General features: G+C 68.2%; 5 protein-coding genes. All 5 read right to left on the reverse strand.

Annotation, left to right across the window (positions count from 1 at the left end; genetic code table 11):
* Positions 1-27 precede the first annotated feature (27 nt).
* Genes AWB74_RS26075 through AWB74_RS26095 form a run of 5 tightly spaced genes read right to left on the reverse strand, consistent with a single transcriptional unit; the run spans position 28 to position 16,442 of the window.
* Complete coding sequence (locus AWB74_RS26075) at positions 28-2,121, reverse strand: HlyD family efflux transporter periplasmic adaptor subunit (RefSeq protein WP_061149593.1); 2,094 nt, start codon at positions 2,119-2,121, stop codon at positions 28-30.
* Complete coding sequence (locus AWB74_RS26080) at positions 2,121-3,470, reverse strand: efflux RND transporter periplasmic adaptor subunit (RefSeq protein ID WP_061149558.1); 1,350 nt, start codon at positions 3,468-3,470, stop codon at positions 2,121-2,123. The genes AWB74_RS26075 and AWB74_RS26080 overlap by 1 nt, the downstream gene beginning before the upstream one ends.
* Positions 3,471-3,480: 10 nt before the next feature.
* On the reverse strand, positions 3,481-4,266 hold the full coding sequence (locus AWB74_RS26085; protein ID WP_061149559.1) for an efflux RND transporter periplasmic adaptor subunit: 786 nt from the start codon (positions 4,264-4,266) through the stop codon (positions 3,481-3,483).
* A complete protein-coding gene (locus tag AWB74_RS26090) occupies positions 4,247-5,890 on the reverse strand; it encodes a TolC family protein (protein WP_087039200.1) in 1,644 nt (547 codons plus the stop codon). Before AWB74_RS26090 ends, AWB74_RS26085 begins: the two co-directional genes overlap by 20 nt.
* 22 nt (positions 5,891-5,912) lie before the next feature.
* The gene (locus tag AWB74_RS26095; RefSeq protein WP_061149560.1) at positions 5,913-16,442 is read right to left on the reverse strand and encodes a VCBS domain-containing protein; all 10,530 of its coding nucleotides are present in this window, start codon (positions 16,440-16,442) and stop codon (positions 5,913-5,915) included.
* Between the last annotated feature and the right edge of the window lie 288 nt (positions 16,443-16,730).

The following is a 16,730-nucleotide window of genomic DNA, read 5'->3' on the forward strand; positions in this document are numbered from 1 at the left end:
GGTAGGCGTCCTGCTGGCAGTCGTTTGTCAAAAGCCGCTCTGGCGAATCAGCGCGCCGATCAGATGCGTTCCGCCTTCGATCAGCAGGCTGCGCCGCGCGCCGTCGATCTGGAGTTGGCCGCGCGTTTCCCACAGACCCGGCGGCGGCCCGTCGAGTTGCACGAGCACATGAAAGAGCGCCGGATTGGGCGTCAGCGCGTCGCGCTCCGTGGACACGGTGAGCGGCCCTTTGTAACGCGACGCCAGCATCGGATGATCGAGTTGCCGCACGCGCGTGGTGTCGATGGCGAGCACGTGCCCGTGTATCGGCGCGATCTGCCCGATGGGATAGAAGCGCGCCGCGTCGCCCACCGCGATGCGCTGCACCGCATCCTGCCGCACGTAGGCGTCCGCCTGCCAGTTGCGCGGATCGATCAGCACGCCCACGGCGACCTTCGGATTGATCCATTGCCCGGCGCGCCATTGCGGATCGACATCCATCCAGCGGCCCGCAAACGGCGCACGCAATCCCAGCCGCGCGATCTCCGAATGCGCCGCCGCCGCCTCGCCGTACTCTACTCGCAGCCGCTCGCGCACGGAAGTCTCCTGGTCGAGGCCGTTCGCATCGGCGATCAGGCCCGCGAGGCGCGCCTCGTAACCGCGAATGCCCGCTTCGCTGCGGCGCATCTGCGCGGCGATGTCGGGTTCGTCCATCTCCATCAGGATGTCATCGGGCTGAACCGCGCCGGCTGGATGGATCGTCCGGATGCGCGCGGGAAACGGCACGAATACGCGCAGCGTGCGCTCGGCGCGCGCGACACCTTCCGCGTGTATCTGCATGCGCCATGGTAGCGCCAGCAGCAGCAACGCGAGCGCGACGAAGGCGCCGATCGCCAGCCGCCGTCCGCGCCGCACGCGCTTGCGGTTCGCCCACCAGTAGCCGAGTTCGCGCCACACCGGCAGCACGATGAACCAGCTCACCTCGACGACGAACAGCGCGATACCGAGCAGCTTGAAGAAGAATAGATACACGGTCACCGCGATGCCCAGAAAGAGCACGAGCCGATAGAGCCAGGTCACGAACTCGAAGGCGACGAGCAAGCGCCGCCGTGTCGCGCCGAAGGCCTCGGGCCACGGATCATCGAGGCCGAGCAGCGTACGCCGGAGCGCGACGCGCGCCAGCGCCGACGCCCGGAAGTGCAGATTCGGAAAGTCGAGCAGATCCGACAGGATGAAGTAGCCGTCGAAGCGCATGAACGGGCTGGCGTTCAGCGCGAGCGAGAGCACCCAGCTCGTCGTCGCGAGATAGAGCAGCGCGTTGCGCAGCGGCCCGGCGTCGCACAACGCCCAGGCGAGCGTCGCGAGACCCGCGAGCGACAGTTCGCACAGAATCCCCGCCGACGCGATGGCGAGCCGCTCGCGTGCGCGTCTGAGCTTCCAGCTTTCGCCCGTGTCGGTATAGAGCATCGGCCAGAGCACGACGAACGCCACGCCCATGTGCGCGACCTTCAGGCCGAGGCGCGTCGCGACGATCGCATGCGCGAGTTCATGCAGCGTCTTCGCGACGATGAGCGCGAGCGCGAAGCTCAGCAGACCGTCGAACGAAAACGATTCGACGACGGCCTTCGTGAACACATCCCATTGCTGCAGCACGAGCACGATGCCGGTGAGACTCGCGAGCGCGATGACGGCCGGTGTGACGGGTGTGAACAGCCAGTCGAGACGCTTCGCGACGAACGCGAGCGCGCGCTGCGGCCGCACGAGCGGAATGCGGAAGAACAGGTAATGATGCAGCCACCAGCGCCACGTGAGCCAGTGCGCGCGATGCGCGTGGCGCAGGCGGTCCAGTGATTCCGGACTCGGCTTCAGCAGTCCGTGCCGTTCGAGAAAGGCGCGAAACGCGACGATCTGCTCGATCACCGGCCTGAGCGCGGTTTCATCCGCGATCTCGCTGCAGATCTGCGCGGGCGGCTTGTCCCAGCGCAGCAGGCATTCGAATTCCAGCCAGCCGATGCGATAGAAGCGATTCACGACGATGTCCTGAATCACCCAGGCGGGCTCGCCGTCCCTGCCCGGCGACGCTTCGCAAAGCCGCAGATCGTCGCGCAGTGCGGGCGCGGGGTGGTCGGTGTCGGCTGGCATCACAGGCCCGTCCACGCGCGCAGCGCCGCGAGCGGTCGGCGCAGCAGATAGTACGCGAGGCTCACCGGCTTGCCATAGAGCTTCGCGGTGCCGTGCAGGCCGAGCCGCGCGTGCTCGCGTTCGCCGGCGGCATCGTCGACGCTCGCGAGCAGGCGGTACGCGACGATGTCGTCTTCGGTCGGCCGGGCTTCGTAGCTCGTCTCCACGATGCGCCCATGCAGCGGCGCGAGCGGCCACGCGGTCAGATAGAGCGTGACCTCATCGCCGGCGTCGAGCGCGATCGCGTCGGCGACGGCGAGATGCACCAGGATCGCGGGCTTGCCCGGATCGGCGAGTTGCAGGATGCGCTCGCCCGTGACGACCGGTTTGCCGATCCAGTCGTTCGGATCGCTGAACACGGCCACGCCGTTTTCCGGCGCGAAGACGCGCGTGCGCTGCAACTGTGCCGTCACCGCCGCCAGTTCGGCGCGGCGCTGTTCCGCGACGCCGTTGAGCACTGTCAGCTCGTTCTTGCTCTGCACGTTGTCGAAGGCGCGCTGGCTCGCGGCCGTCAGTTCCGCATCGGCGACGGCGACCTGTCGACGCAACACGTCGACGCGGCTTCGCAGCGAGGTTTCATCGAGCGAGAAGAGCAGCGCGCCCGCGTTCACGCGCTGATTCGGACTCACCGCGAGCGAAGCGATGACGCCATCGATCGGCGAGCTGACGATGCGCGCGTTGCTCGACACGATTTCGGCGGGCGCGAGCACCGTCTGGCGCACGGGCACGAACAGCAGCAGCGCGACGAGAGCGCACGCGATCAGCACCTGCCGCCGCGACGGGCGCCAGCCGAAGCGCCAGTTGCGCCGCGCCAGCGCCCACCAGCAATAGCCCCAAGTCTTGACCACGCCGCGCAGCACGGTCGCGAAGGCTTCGCCGGGCGGATCGTCGAGCAGCACGAGCAGGAGCGCGAGCCGCCTGCCGTCGGGCGCGTGAACCGGCACGCACCAGACGCCCGCGGGCCACCATTCGGCCCAGCCTTCGGCGATGTCGGCGGGCGGCTCGACGGCATCGCGTGCGAGCCAGCGCGGCGTCTGTGAATCGAGTTGCGCCGCGACCCAGGCGCTCGCGCGGTTCAGCCAGACGAGATAGGGCGAATCCTCGTCCGGCAGCGCGAGGCCGGAGACGCACAGCAGTTCGCGCCGCCGGCCGTGCTCGGCGAACACGAGCGCCTGACGAAAGGCCTGCACGGCGTGCAGGTCGTTGGCCATCGTGAACGCGAGCGCGTCGATCGACTCGGCGGCCATCGCGCGCTCGCGCAGCGCGTCGAGATACATCAGGAGCGGCGCGGGCGGAAAAGGCTCGTTCATCGCGGCGCGCTTAAGGGTTGCCCGCGATGCGCGCGACGCCGCTCATGCCCGGCACGAGATCCTGCGGCCCGCCGTCGAGCTGCGCTTCCAGTTCGACCGTCTGCGCGACGGCATCGACGCGCGCGTTGACCGCGCTCACATGCGCGGGATAGGTCTTGCCGGTTTCGTGAATCGTGATGTCGATACGGCTGCCCGCGCGCAGCTTGACGAGCATCGCCGAAGGCACGTTCAGACGCACCTTGAGCGCGCCGTCGCCGACCAGATCGACGATCGGCGTGCCCGCGCTCACGGTCTGATAGGGCTTCACGTACACCTTGGCGATGCGCCCGCTGAAGGGCGCGACGACCTGGCAGTAGCCGAGCTGCGCCTTCGCGAGCGAGAGCGCGCCTTTGGCTTTTTCGACATCGGTGGACGCCATCGCCACTTCTATGTCGCCTGCCGCTTTCAGCTCGCGCAGGCTGCGCTTGGCGACGAGATTCTGGTTCGCCATGCTGAGTTCCGCCTTCGCGACATTCGCGCGCGCCTGCACTTCGGCGCAATTCATCTGCGCGATCACGGCGCTCTTGGCGATCGGCTTGCCGAGCGACGCGCGCAGATCGACGACCGTGCCGTTCATCTCGCTCGACAGCGTCGTTTCGAGATTGGGCGCGAGCAGCACGCGGATCGCAGTGGGGTCGTCAGGGGCGCTGGCGCTGTTGTCGCCGCTGGCGGGCTTCGCGGCGTGCGCAGGCGCGAGCGCGAGCATCGACAGAAGGGCGGCGAGACGCGAACGGGCCTTAGCGCAACGAAGTGACATCGCTCGCTCCGGCAGGTCGTGCGACAGGTGCTTGCGGTGCGGCGGCGGGTGGGGCAGGCGTGGCAGGCGGGAGCGGCTGCCCTTGCCCGAACGGCGCGAGCGGCGCCGCCGAATCCGGGGCGGGCAGCCTCGGCAGATACGCCTCTTGCCGCGCCATCGTGCGCCTGATTTCGAGCGCGAGCGTATCGACGTCGTCCTTCGCGATTGCCTCGGGCATCACGTCGTAACCGAGCGAGTTGTAGAGCCGGCCCCAGGCCGCCTGGCAATCGGAATAGGCGGCCTCGCGCAGATAGCGCGACAGCAGGTAGCGTCCCTCCGCGCGTATGACTTCCAGTTCGGAGCCGAGTGTGACGGTGCGCGCGGCGTTGGCGTAATCGAGCAGATCGTGATCGACGCGCAGGCTGTTGTCGGCGAAATCGAGCTCCTGAAGCGCAAGCTGATAACGCAGCGAGCCGATTCGCACCTGCGTGAGAATCGCCATCGACAGCGCCATGCGCCGCGCGTTGTCGGTCTGTTCCTGCGAGCTTTGCTGCGCGTTCAGCGCGGGCAGTTGCAGCAGCCGGAACAGGTTCAGCGAGACCCGCACGCCGATCGCGGCCCAGTAGTTGTTGTAGAGATAGGCGTTGGAGTCGTAGTTCACGTTCATGTCGATGCCGATGTTCGGCCACAACTGCGCCTTGGCGATCTTGATGTCGTTCTCGTTGACGCGCTTGCGATACCACTCTTCCATGATTTCCGGCCGGTTCTGCAGCGCGATGAGTTCGAGCGTCGCTTGCGGCGCGGTCAGCGGTGGCAGCGCGCCTTCGCCCGTATCGGCGAGCACGAGCGGCAAGCCGGGCGGCAGCGACATCAGCGCGACCAGTTCGGCCTGCGCGAACTCCAGATCCTGCCTGCGCACGGTCAGCAGCGAAATGGCGTCGAGCAGCGCGCGCTGGTACGCGAGCACGTCCTGACGCGGCATGAGACCGCGGTCCTGCGCCTCGTGCGCGGTGCGCAGCGCGGCCTGTGTGCGCTCGATCAACTGATCGACTTCGGGCTTCAGCCGTTGCGCGGACAGCGCGCGCCAGTACGCGTTGCGCACGTCCTGCAGGACGTTCTGCGCGACCTTGCGGCGCCGTTCCTCGGCCATGAGCATCTGATCGGACAACTGCTGCGTGCGGTAATAGGCCATGCCGAAATCGATCAAATTCCACGTCATGCCCAGCTCCGCCACCTTGTGATAGCGCTGCTCCGAGGTCGAGGGCCGCAGGCTCACCTGGCCGTCCTCGATGCCGATCGACGTGCCGCCCGAGTCGTTGCTGCGATCCGAGTAGCCCGCCGACGCGACGAGCTGCGGCAGGAGCGCATTGGTCGAGACATCGCGCAGGTTGGAGGCGAGCGCGGCTTCCATCAGCTTGAGCCGGTAATCGAGGTTGTACTTCAGCGCGCGCGCCGCCGCCTGATAGAACGTGATCGGGCCATTGACGGGTTCCTGCGCTTCATACATCGAAAGTTGGTCGGTGACGACGCGGTCGCGAATCTGGTCGGTCGTCACAGGCTGCGGCTGGAGGGACGAGCAGCCCGCGAGGATGAACAGCGCGCAGGCTGCGGCGGCTCCGGGCAGATGCGCTTGATGTCGTGGCATGGCGCGAATCCTCGTTCGAGTGCTAACGGCCGGCGGGGTCGCCGCGCATGGCGGGCAGCTTGCGTGCCGCTTTATGCAATTGCGAAGTGAAGCCTTCGGCAGTCTTCGATGCCTCCTTCTCGACGGGCGGATGCATACCCTCGGTCAGATGGCGCGGGAGCGCGGCGAACACCGATGGATCGGCGAGCAGGCCGTCCGCATCGAGACTCACGCGGCCGTGCCGGCCGAAGATCCACGCGTGATCGAACGTGCTTGCGATCTGGCTGTCGCGGACCGCCCGGCCGACGAACTGCCCCGGCACGAGCGTGGGCGGCGTGCTCGACACGAACGCGGCGCCGGAACGTTCGAGCGGCCAGTCGACCTGACTGCCGTCCGCCTCGCGCGAAAGCTGGGTGGCCCGCAGCGCATCGGCTTCGACCACGGGCGTCACGAACACGACCGGAACGAACCGTTGCGCCGGCTGCGGGGCGGTGGTCCACGCGAGCGCCTCGCCCCAGTGCGGACCTTCGCCCGACGGCGGAATGTAGGGTGACGAAATGTCGAGGCGAACGTTCAGATTGGCTTGCGCGGTCGCGCCCGCCGTGTCGCGGACCGTGTAGGTGAACACATCCTGAAGCACCTGACCCAGGCCCGCGGCCGCGAGCACCTGCGGATTCGTCAGGTCGATCGAATAGCGGTAGCTGCCGTCCGCGTTCAGGTCGAGCGTGCCGTAGCGGCCCGCGAGCGCCTGCCCGGGCGTCGTCGCGGCGCCGCCTTGCGCCGCTACGCCGGTCACGCTGAGACGATCGTTCGCGTCGACGTCGCCATCGTTGGGAAGCACGTTGCCGCTCGTCTGCGGCGCGGGCGTCTGGTCGCTCGCAACGGCGTTGTCGTCATGCGCGACGGGTGCGTCGTCCGCGCCGTGAATCGTGATGCGCAGGCTCGCCTGCGAGGCCGCACCCGCGGTGTCGCGCATGCGATACGTGAACGTCTCGGCGAGCGTCTCGCCGTTCGTGCGCAGCGCCTGCACGGCGGCGTTGTCGTTGTCGACGACATAGCGGTAGCTGCCGTCCGCGTTCACCACGAGCGTGCCGTAACGTCCCGCGAGCGCCGTCGCCGCGCTTGCGCTCGCGCCCGTTTCGCTGGCGATCCCGACGACCTGCTTCGTTTCGCCGTTGGCGGCGCTGTCGATGTCGGTGTCGTTGGCGAGCACGTTGCCGTTCGCATCGCGCCCCGGCGTGCCGTTGGCGACGCCGCCCGCTTCGAGCCCGTCGGCGGCATCGTCATGCGCGACGGGCGTGTCGTTGCGGCCGTCGATGGTGACGCGCAATTGCGCCGTGCCTTGCGCGCCCAGAAAATCCTCGACGGCGTAGGTGAAGACATCCTGCAAGGTCTGGCCGCTCGCGCGCAGCGCCTGCACTTCAGCCGACGCGTTGTCGACGGTGTAGTGCCAGGCGCCGTCGGCATTCATCGTCAGGACGCCGTATAGACCCCGCAACGGCGCGCCGGCCGTGACGGGCGCACCGTCGCCGCTCTGCACGGTGCTGACGTGCATGGCGTCGCCGTCGGCGTCCGTGTCGTTGGCGAGCACGTTACCGGTCGGATCGACGCCGGGCGTCGCGTTGTTCAGGCCGCCCGCCTCGACGGCGGTCGCTGTGTCGTCGCGGGGAACGGGCGCATCGTTGCGTCCGCGCACGACGATCGTGAGTTGTCCCTGATCGGTGAGGTCGTTGCGGTCGCGCACCTGATACGTGAAGACATCGTTGACCGTCTGCAGCGGACCCAGTGCGATGACCACGGGATTCGTCGTGTCCACGCGATAGACGTACGTGCCGTTCGCGCCGATGAAGAGCGTGCCGTACTGCCCTTGCAGGACCGTGGCGTCGACCGTGCTGCTGCTGCCCGGCAGGAGCGTCGTGAGCGGTCCACCCGGTCCGCCTGGTCCATTCGGGCCGACGTGCACCGCGTCGCCGGTCAGCGTGTCGGTCTGATCGACGTCGGTATCGTTGGCGAGCACGTTGCCGGTCGCGTCGAAGGGACGGCCATTGCCGTTGTTCGCCGCGGCGATGGCGAAATCGTCGTGCGCGACGGGCGCGTCGAAGGCCCCGGCGATCTGCACCGTGATCTGCGCCGTGTCGCTGGCGCTCGCCGCATCGTGCATGCGGTAGGTGAAGGTTTCCTGCACGCTCTGGCCGAGGATCAGTCGCTGCACGGCGGGCAGGCTGTTGTCCACGGCGTAACTGTAGGTGCCGTCCGGATTGATCGTGAACGTGCCGTAGACGCCCGTAACAGAGGTCGCACCCGCGACGGCGATGAAGCTGCCCGGCGTGGCTTCGGCGCCTGCGCGCACGCCATCGACGGTCTTGGTGTCGCCGGCGTCGACATCGGTATCGTTCAGCAGCACGTTGCCCGCCGGATCGATGCCCGGCGTTTGATTGAGCGTGCCGCCCGCCTCGCGCGCGCCCGCGAGATCGTTCTGCGCGACCGGCGCGTCGTTTTGCCCGGTGATCACGATATCGAGTTCGGCCTGCGCGGTCGCGCCGTGCGTATCGGTGACGGTGTAGGTGAAGCGCTCGGTCAGCGTGTCGATCGTGCGGCGCAGCGCCTGCACCTGCGCGTTGGCGTTGTCGACGGTGTAATGCCACGCGCCGTCCGCGCCGAGCGTCAGGCTGCCGTATGCGCCCTGGAGCGCCTGGCCCGGTGTGCCCGCCGTCCCCGTGCCCGCCGCCGCGCCCGTGCGGATCGCGGTGACGGCGAGCGCGTCGCGGTCGGGGTCGCTGTCCGGGTCGCTGTCATTCGTGAGCACGTTGCCCGACGGATCGACGCCCGGCGTGCCGTTGCTCACGCCGCCGGCTTCCACCGCGCGGCCGATGTCCGTCTGCGGCGTCGGCGCGTCGTTCGCGCCGGTCACGGTGATGACGAGCTGCGCCTGATCCGTGAGGCCGCTCGTATCGGCGATCCGGTAGGTGAACGTCTCGGTGAGCGTCGCGCCCGCCGCGAGCGCGCGCACCGCCGCGTTGTTGCTGTCGACCGCGTAGTCGTACGAGCCGTCCGCGCCGATGCGCAGCGTCCCGTAACGCCCCGCGATGCTCGTTCCGCTCGCGGCGGTCGTGCCCGCCGCGACTGCCGTGAGCGTGCCGCCCGCCGCTTCGGCACCGCTGCGCGCGCCATCGACATGAAGCTGCGTGTTCGGGTTGTCCGTGTGATCGACATCCGTGTCGATGCCATTGCCGCCCGGCTGCGTCGGCAGGCCGGAACGGCTCGCCTGCGTGACGACGTTGCCGGTTGCATCGACGGGAATCACGCCGGTGCTCGCCGATCCCGCGCTCGCCGCGCCCGCGTCGTCGCTCGCGACGGGATTGTCGTTCGCGCCGTGAATCTGGATCCTGAGCTGCGCGAGGTCGGAGAGGCCGCCCGCGTCCGCGAGCGCGTATGTGAAGGTCTCGACGAGCGGGGCGTCGGCGGGGACGAGCGCCTGCACCTGCGCGTTGTTTTCGTCGATGACATAGCGGTACGAGCCGTCCGCGCCGATGGTCAGCGTGCCGTATGTGCCCGCGATGCGCGTGCCGCTTGCGCTCGTCGTGCCCGCCGCGACCGTCGCGAGCGGGCCGTTGACCGCGCTTTCCGGCAGATTCGTGATGCCGGTGACGCGATGCGTCTCGCCGTTGGCCGTGCTGTCGACGTCGGTGTCGTTGACGAGCACGTTGCCCGTCGCGTTGCTGCCGGGCGTCGCGTTGCGCACGCCGCCCGCTTCCGTCGCCGAGCCGGTGTCGTCGACGCCGACCGGCGTGTCGTTCGCGCCGTGGATCGTCACGGTGAGGGTCGTGCTCGCGCTCGCATTCGCGCTGTCGTCGATCGTGTAGGTGAAGCGCTCGCTCAACGTCTGGCCCGTGAGGCGCAGCGCCTGCACGGCGGCGTTGGCGTTATCGACGACATATTGATAGCCGCCGTTCGCGCCCACGTTCAACGTGCCGTATAGCCCCGCGATGAAGACGCGCCCCGCGTCCGGCACCGCGAGGCTCGTCCCGCTCTGGTTGCTGACCTGCACGACGCGCAGCGCGTCGCCGTTGGTCGCGATGTCCACATCGCTGTCGTTGGCGAGCAGGTTGCCGGTCGGATCGACGCCCGGCTGATCGTTGGCGTTGCCGCCCGCTTCGGTCGCGCTCGCGGCATCGGGCACGGCGACGGGCGGATCGTTCACCGCGATCACCGTGACGCGCAGCGTGCTGGTGGCGACGCGCGCATCGCTGGCTTCGCCGGGGATGCCGTCGCCGTCGAAATCGCCGAAGTTGCCGCGATCGTTGGTGGTGAGCGTGAGCGTGTCCGCGCCGTTGAAGTTCGCGTTGCCGAGATATTGCAGGTTGGCGAGCGCGCTGTTCAAAGCGGTGAGGGTGCCGGTCAGCGTGAGCGTCGCGGTGTGCTCGCCTGTTTCCGTCACGCCCGCGGGCAGGGCGCTCAGCGACAGCGTGCCGTGCAGCACGTTGAGCGCGACCTGAAGCGTGCCGCTGCCCGCGTCGACGTCGCTCACCGAGATGCCCGCGAGGCCGAAGGTCGTGTCTTCGAGGCCGATCGGCGCAATGGCCGGCAGCGTGTTCACGGGCGCATCGTTCTGTTCGACGTAACCCGCGTTGGCGCTCGCCGTGCCGCCATCCGCGAGCGAGATGCCGACGGTGCCGAGCGGCGTGGCTGCGTCGCTGTCGATGCGCACGGCGAGCGCGCCGACCGGCTGCGGATAGCTGATCGGGCCCGTGGGCGACACGATCCGGTACACGCCCACCGGCAGCACGCCGAAAGCGTAGTGTCCGGCCGCGTCGGTGGTGGCTGTGTAGGTGAGATTGTCGGCGGCGGTGGCGAGATCGCCGTCGACGCCCGCCCACGTCAGCGTGACGCTCTGGCCCGCGAGGCCGGGTCCGTCCGGCGTGGCGGACGCCGTCGCCGATGCCGTGTCGTCCCACAGCGTCCCGCCGATCACGCCAAGTCCCGCCGCGCTCGTGCGGATGTAGGTGTTCGGGCTTGCGCCCGCGCCGGTGCGCTCGCCTGCCGCGCTGCCCGCCGCGCCGACGCCCGATCCGCCCCAGTTCGTGAAGCTGTCGGGCAGGCTCGTCCACGTGAGGGTCGCATTGGTCGGCGCGACGGGCGCGCTGTTCGGCACGTCGGCGGAATAGAACACCTGCACCTGGCTGTTCGCGCCGAGTTCGGCGAAGGTGAGCCGCAGGCCGCCCGCCGTGTTCACGGCGGCGCCGATGCTCGCGAGCTGGGCCGCCGTGTAGGTCGTGCCGTTGAGCACGAGATGGTCGAACGCATAGCCCGTCGCGCCCGTGAAGCTGTCGGTCAGCACGACGTCGTAGGCGGGCGACGTGCCGCTTTGCGTGAAGCGCACGTCGACGTTCGCGGTGCCGCTGCTGCCGCCCACGCCCGGATCGAAGCCGTAGACCTGCTTCTGCACGCCGGTGAAGGTCGGTTCGACGACATCCTCGCGCACCGTGTCCGCGCTCGACAGCAGGTTCGCGCTGGAGCGATCGACGGCGCTCGTCGTGAGCGCGACGCCCGCGGCATTGGACGCCTGATTGGCCACGCGCGTATTGAATTCGAGCGAGATGCCTTCGAGGTCGGCATCGTTGTCCGGATTGACGATATTGCCGAGGCGGAAGGTGATGATCTGATTGCCGTTCGCGTCGGTGGTCACGGCGATGTTCGCGGCATTGAGCACGCCGGTCGGCGCTGCGCCGGAGAGGTCCGGGGTGATCGGCAGCGCTTCGGTGCTGGTTTCGTTACCGGTCTGGTTGAGTGTGCCGCCGGTGACGAGATTGGCGATATCCGTCTGGATGCCGTTGTTCGACAGGAACACGATGCGCGCCGTGCCGTCGTTGATGAATTGCAGGCCGTTTTGCAGCGTGATCTGCAGCGAGTAATCGTTGGTCGCGCCTTCGGCGAGCAGCGAGACCACGCGGTAACGAATCACTTCGCCGATGGTCACGCTTTCGTCCGCTGCGTCCGTGGGCGAGGGCGCGGGCGTGTCCGTCAGGCCGCCGACGCGCGAAATGGTCACCACCTGCGCGACCGGCACGGTCAGCGTGGCGCTCGAGCGGTAGTCGTTGAGCGTGCCGCCGTTGAGGAGACCGTCCGCGCCGGTGCGCTCGCCGGCCGGATCGGCGGCGCTCGAAGTCGCGCCGTCGAGACTCGTCCACTGCGCTGTCGCCGTGTTGTCGAAGGAGGGCACGCTCGCCGCCGACGCCAGCACCGTGCCCGACACGCGGATCGTGATGCTGCCGCCTTTCGCGATATCGACGTTCGCGCCCGCTGCCGTGCGCAACTGTCCGTTCACCAGCTCGAAATCCGGGCCGCCGTGATTGGTCGCGCCGTTCTGATACGTGACGCCCGCGATCGCGAGGCCGCCGAGCTGCGAAGGCAGCGCATCGAGAAAGCCGATGTCGAAGGCGTCGAAATCCGTCGCTGCCGTGCCGTTGCCGATCGTGATGTCGTATTCGACGGTGTCGCCCTCGTCGACGCCGAAACGTGGCAGCGCGGGCGTCGTCTGCGTCACCTGGAGCGTCGGCTCGCGGATCACGACGGTCGGCGACGCGCCGCTCTGCGCGACCGTGCGATCGAGCGCCGCCGCGCCGTTGGGCGTGTCGCCGTCCGGATCGCTGTAGACGAGCCGGCCCGGATTCGCGAGCGTCACGCCCGCCTGATTGCTTTGCGTATTGCTCGCGACCAGATGCACGCGGATCACGAACGAATCGTTGGCGGCATTGTTGTCGGCGGCCGCGCTCGAGGTCGTGAAGGTCCAGCGCGCGCCTGCGCCGTCGCCGCCGAGCTGGCCGTTGAGCGCCGCGAGGCTCGCCACGCTCACCGCACCGTTGAAGTCCGCGCCGAGCGCGGCGCTGCCCGCCGCCGTCGTGATGATCTGATAGCCCAGGCCGCCGTTGAAACTCGTGTCGAGGCGCAGGCCTGCCGGAATCAGATCGTCGATGCGCAGATTGCGCGTGCTGCCTTCGGGCAGGGTCACGACGATGTCGTAAGTCATCGATTCGCCGATCACGACATCGCTGCCCGCCGTGTGGCTCGCGCTCGAATCGGCGTCGCTGAGTGCGCCGCCGCCGTACTGCACGCTGACCGCTGGCGCGCGGATCTGCTCGTTTGCGGTGTCGGTGAGATCGGTCGGCGTGAAGTCCGTGCCGCCCTCGACGCTCGCGTAATGCGTGATCGCGGCGCTCGTTTGCAGTGTGCTGCCCGCCGCGATGTTGCCGACGACCGTTGCATCGTAGGTGATGACGACGACGTTCGAGCCCGCCTGATCCGCCGCCGTGCCCGCGCGTCCGGCGAGGAGCGTGGCGACGTTGCCCGCGTCGAGGAAGGTGATCGTGTTGCCGGCGACGCTGTAGTCCACGCCCGCGACGAGCTGCGTGCCGTCGCCGCGATAGATCGCGAGATTGGCCGCCGCGAGACTGCCGCCTGCGAACTGGAGTCCCGGCGGCAGCGTCACGCTGGTCGCGGCATCGAATGCGCCGCCGCCGCCCGAGTTTTCGATCGCGGTGGCGAGGCGCAGCGTATCGCCCGCATCGATGCCGCTCACGCTGCCATCGACCGCGGCGATATCCGTCACCGATCCGGCGAAGGGCACGCCCGTGGTGCCGGGCGCGCTCCATGTGCCGGTCGTGCCGGTGACCGTGCCCGCGCTGCCGGAGACGACGCCTTGCCGGATCGCGAGCACCGGCTCGGCGACGGAAGCGACCACGGCTGCGTCGGACGACACGAGCGGCGTATGTGCGATCGTCGTGACCTGGCTCGACTGCGCGAGCACGTCGAACGGGCGTTGATCGGCATAAGGCTGATCGCCGACACGCATCGTGAAAAGCACCTGAATGGTGCTGCCACCAATGGTGTTCGTCGCGAAGCCGCCGAAATTGAAGACGACCGAATTGCCGCTGCCTTCGCCGATGCTCACGAGCCCGCCGGGATTCGTGTTGGCCGCGCCGAACGACCACTGGCCGACGCCGCTTCCCTGCGTCCAGTTGATGCCCGACGCGCTCAGGAGCGGCAGCGGCAGATAAGCCGCGATCGAGAACTGCTCATAGTCGCCGGTCACGAGGTCATAGCGCAGGCTGAAGGTGACCACGTCGCCGGGATTGAGCTCGCCGCTCGCGGGCGGCGCGGCGCCGTTGACCGAGGTGAGTTCGATATCGACCTGATGCGTCGGCACCGTGCTCGTCGTCGACGAATCGTCGCTCACGGAACCGCCCGTCAGGTTGAGCCGGTCCAGCAGCAGCGTCGCGGCGAACGTCGCGTGATTGCCGAAGGTGTCGCCCTCGTTGATGTCGCTCTGCGCGTAGCTCGTCGCATAGCGCTGGCCGACGACCGCGCTGTAGCCGATGCGCGCCGTGGTCGCGCCCTGCCGGACGCCGTCGGAGACGATGTCGCCCGCGAGCGCGCCGGGCTGCAGTGCGCCCGCGGCGGCAAGCGACGCGCCGATGTCGAAGGTGAGCGTCGTCACGCCGTTCGCGCTGACCGTGCTCGACGAGACGAGCGCGATCGTGTGCGCGACGCCGTCCTGGTTGTAGGTGAGCGTCGGCGTGCCGGTGAGCGTCTGGCCGTCGCCGAGCTGGTCGGTGACGACGAACTGGCCCGCGCCGAGCTGCGTCTTGCCGAGCGCGAAGTAATCCGACAGATCGATGTCGAGCGCATAGCCGAGCGTGTCGCCGGGCGTGACGCCCCCCGTGCCGGTGTCGTTCTGCTCGCTCACCTGCTTTTCGAGCGTCGCGGCCTTCGCGACGAAGGTCGTGCCGGTGCCGTCCGCCGCGCCGGAGAACGCGACGCTGGTGTTCGGCGGCGTGAGATCGCGCGGATCGAGCGGCACCCACTGGCCGCTTCCCGACGCCGTGCCGAACGCGATCGTCACCGGCGCGCCCGAAGCCGGATCGATGACGCTGCGGCCCGAGGCATCGACCTGTGGCACGTGGAAGCTCACGACCGTATCGGCCGAACCCGTGATGCTCGCGTACGACACCGAGTACGAGCGGATGAACACGCTGTCGCTATTGATGGCGGCGCTGATGAGCGCCGCGTTCGTCAGGACGCTGCCGTCCTGCAGGGTCAGCGACGTGATCGTGCCGCCCGCGCCCGGCGTGATCGCCGTGACTTGAACGTTTGCGGGGATGTCCTGATTGATGATCACGTCGGTGAGCGTCTGGCCCGGCGCGGCGCTCGCCGTCACGGTTTCCGTGCGCACGAAGTTCGGGCCGGTGGCCGTTTCGCCTTCGGGCGTATTGACGGTCTGCGTGAGCGAAACGACCGTCGGATGCACGGTGAAATCCTGCAGCGCCGCTTCGACGATCGCCGGATCGGTCGTGGGATTGTCGAGCGAGTCGTTGCCGAACTGGAATCCGCCGCGCGCGCCGATCGTCAGATCGGGGCTGCCGTTGGAGAAGGCCGTGTCGGCGAGATTGCTCAGTTGCGCGTTGACCTGCACGCTGACCGCAGGCTGTCCCTGCGCGACGCTCGCATAGGGCAGTTGCAGGACGACCAGCGCGTCGCCGGCGCGCAAGCCGTAGTCGGCCGCATGGATCACGAGCGCGTTGCCGCTCGCGTCCTTCGCGAGTGGATGCACCGCGTTGCCGTTCGCATCGAAGGTGACGTTGAAGGCGGTGACCGCCTGACCGAGATAGGTCGCCGAGACGAAGCTCACGCCGTCGTTGCCGTCGCGGCCGGTAGCGGGCATCAGCAGATCGACGTACGGCCCGTAACCCACCTGGCTCGATGTGTTCGTGAACGAGACATTGAAGGTGAACTGATCGCCGAGCAGGACGTCCTGACGCGCGGTCGATAGCGTGACCGTCGGGCTGGCGTCGGCGAGCAGATGATCGTAGTGCGCGAGAGCGTAGCCGGAGAGCGCGATCGCATGGTCGAGCGTGCCGCTCGTCACTTCGAGCGTCCAGTCGCCGCCGAGCGCCGCGCTGCCCGTTGCGTCGTCCGATGCGCCGACGGCCGCGCCCGTCGCGCTCGCGAGCGTCTGCACGAGCGCCTTGCCCGACGCGCCCGCGCCGATGTCGCAGCCATACAGTTCAATATCGGCATCCGGCTTCAGATGGTCGCGCCACGCGCGCAGGGCGTCCGACATCTGGGACAGCGTCGTGCTCGTGAACACCTTGTCGCCGAGCGTGAATTGCCCCGCCGCGCCGTGCGAGAAGATCTGCACCGAATCCGCGCGGCCCATGTTGGCGAGCGCGACGTTGATGGCCGCGATCGCGTCCTGGCCCGGCTGGACGATCAGCACTTTGGTGCCGGCGGGCGCCTGCGCGAGCAGTTCGCCGCCGTTTTCGACGCGGGCATCGACCACGACAAGATTACGCGGCGTGACGGGCGCTGCGCTCGTGTGCTGCGCCGCGCTGCGCGTGTCGGATGCTTTGACGGCTTCGGATGTGTCGGCGGCGTGCGCGGGATCGGTGTGATGCTGCTGATGATCCGCTGCGACGGCGGCCGCGCCATCGAACAGAATCCGTTGCTCGAGCGCGAGCGCATGGCTTCGCGGGCGCAGGTGTTGACCGGAATGCGACGAATGCAAGAGATCGTTCATTTTCGTTCGCTCCGCAGAGCTTGACGAGTTCGAACCAGCACCCCGGATTTGATTGTTTTTTTGAAGCGGCGACCATTTCGATACGTTGAACGAAGCGGGTGCGCGTTTCGCTGTGGTGTTTTACTGATCGAATGCCTTTCGTAGAATCTACATACAAAATATATTACGATCGCCTGATCATGCAATCAGTTACGCTAATTATTCTTATTTCGGCCCCGTTTTACGATTAACGCGGCGGCATAGGACTGAAGAATATTGCTTCGAGCCTCTTCAGCCTCGGGAAAGCGT

Origin of the sequence: Caballeronia arvi, from assembly GCF_001544695.2 — a bacterium.
GTDB lineage: Bacteria > Pseudomonadota > Gammaproteobacteria > Burkholderiales > Burkholderiaceae > Caballeronia > Caballeronia arvi.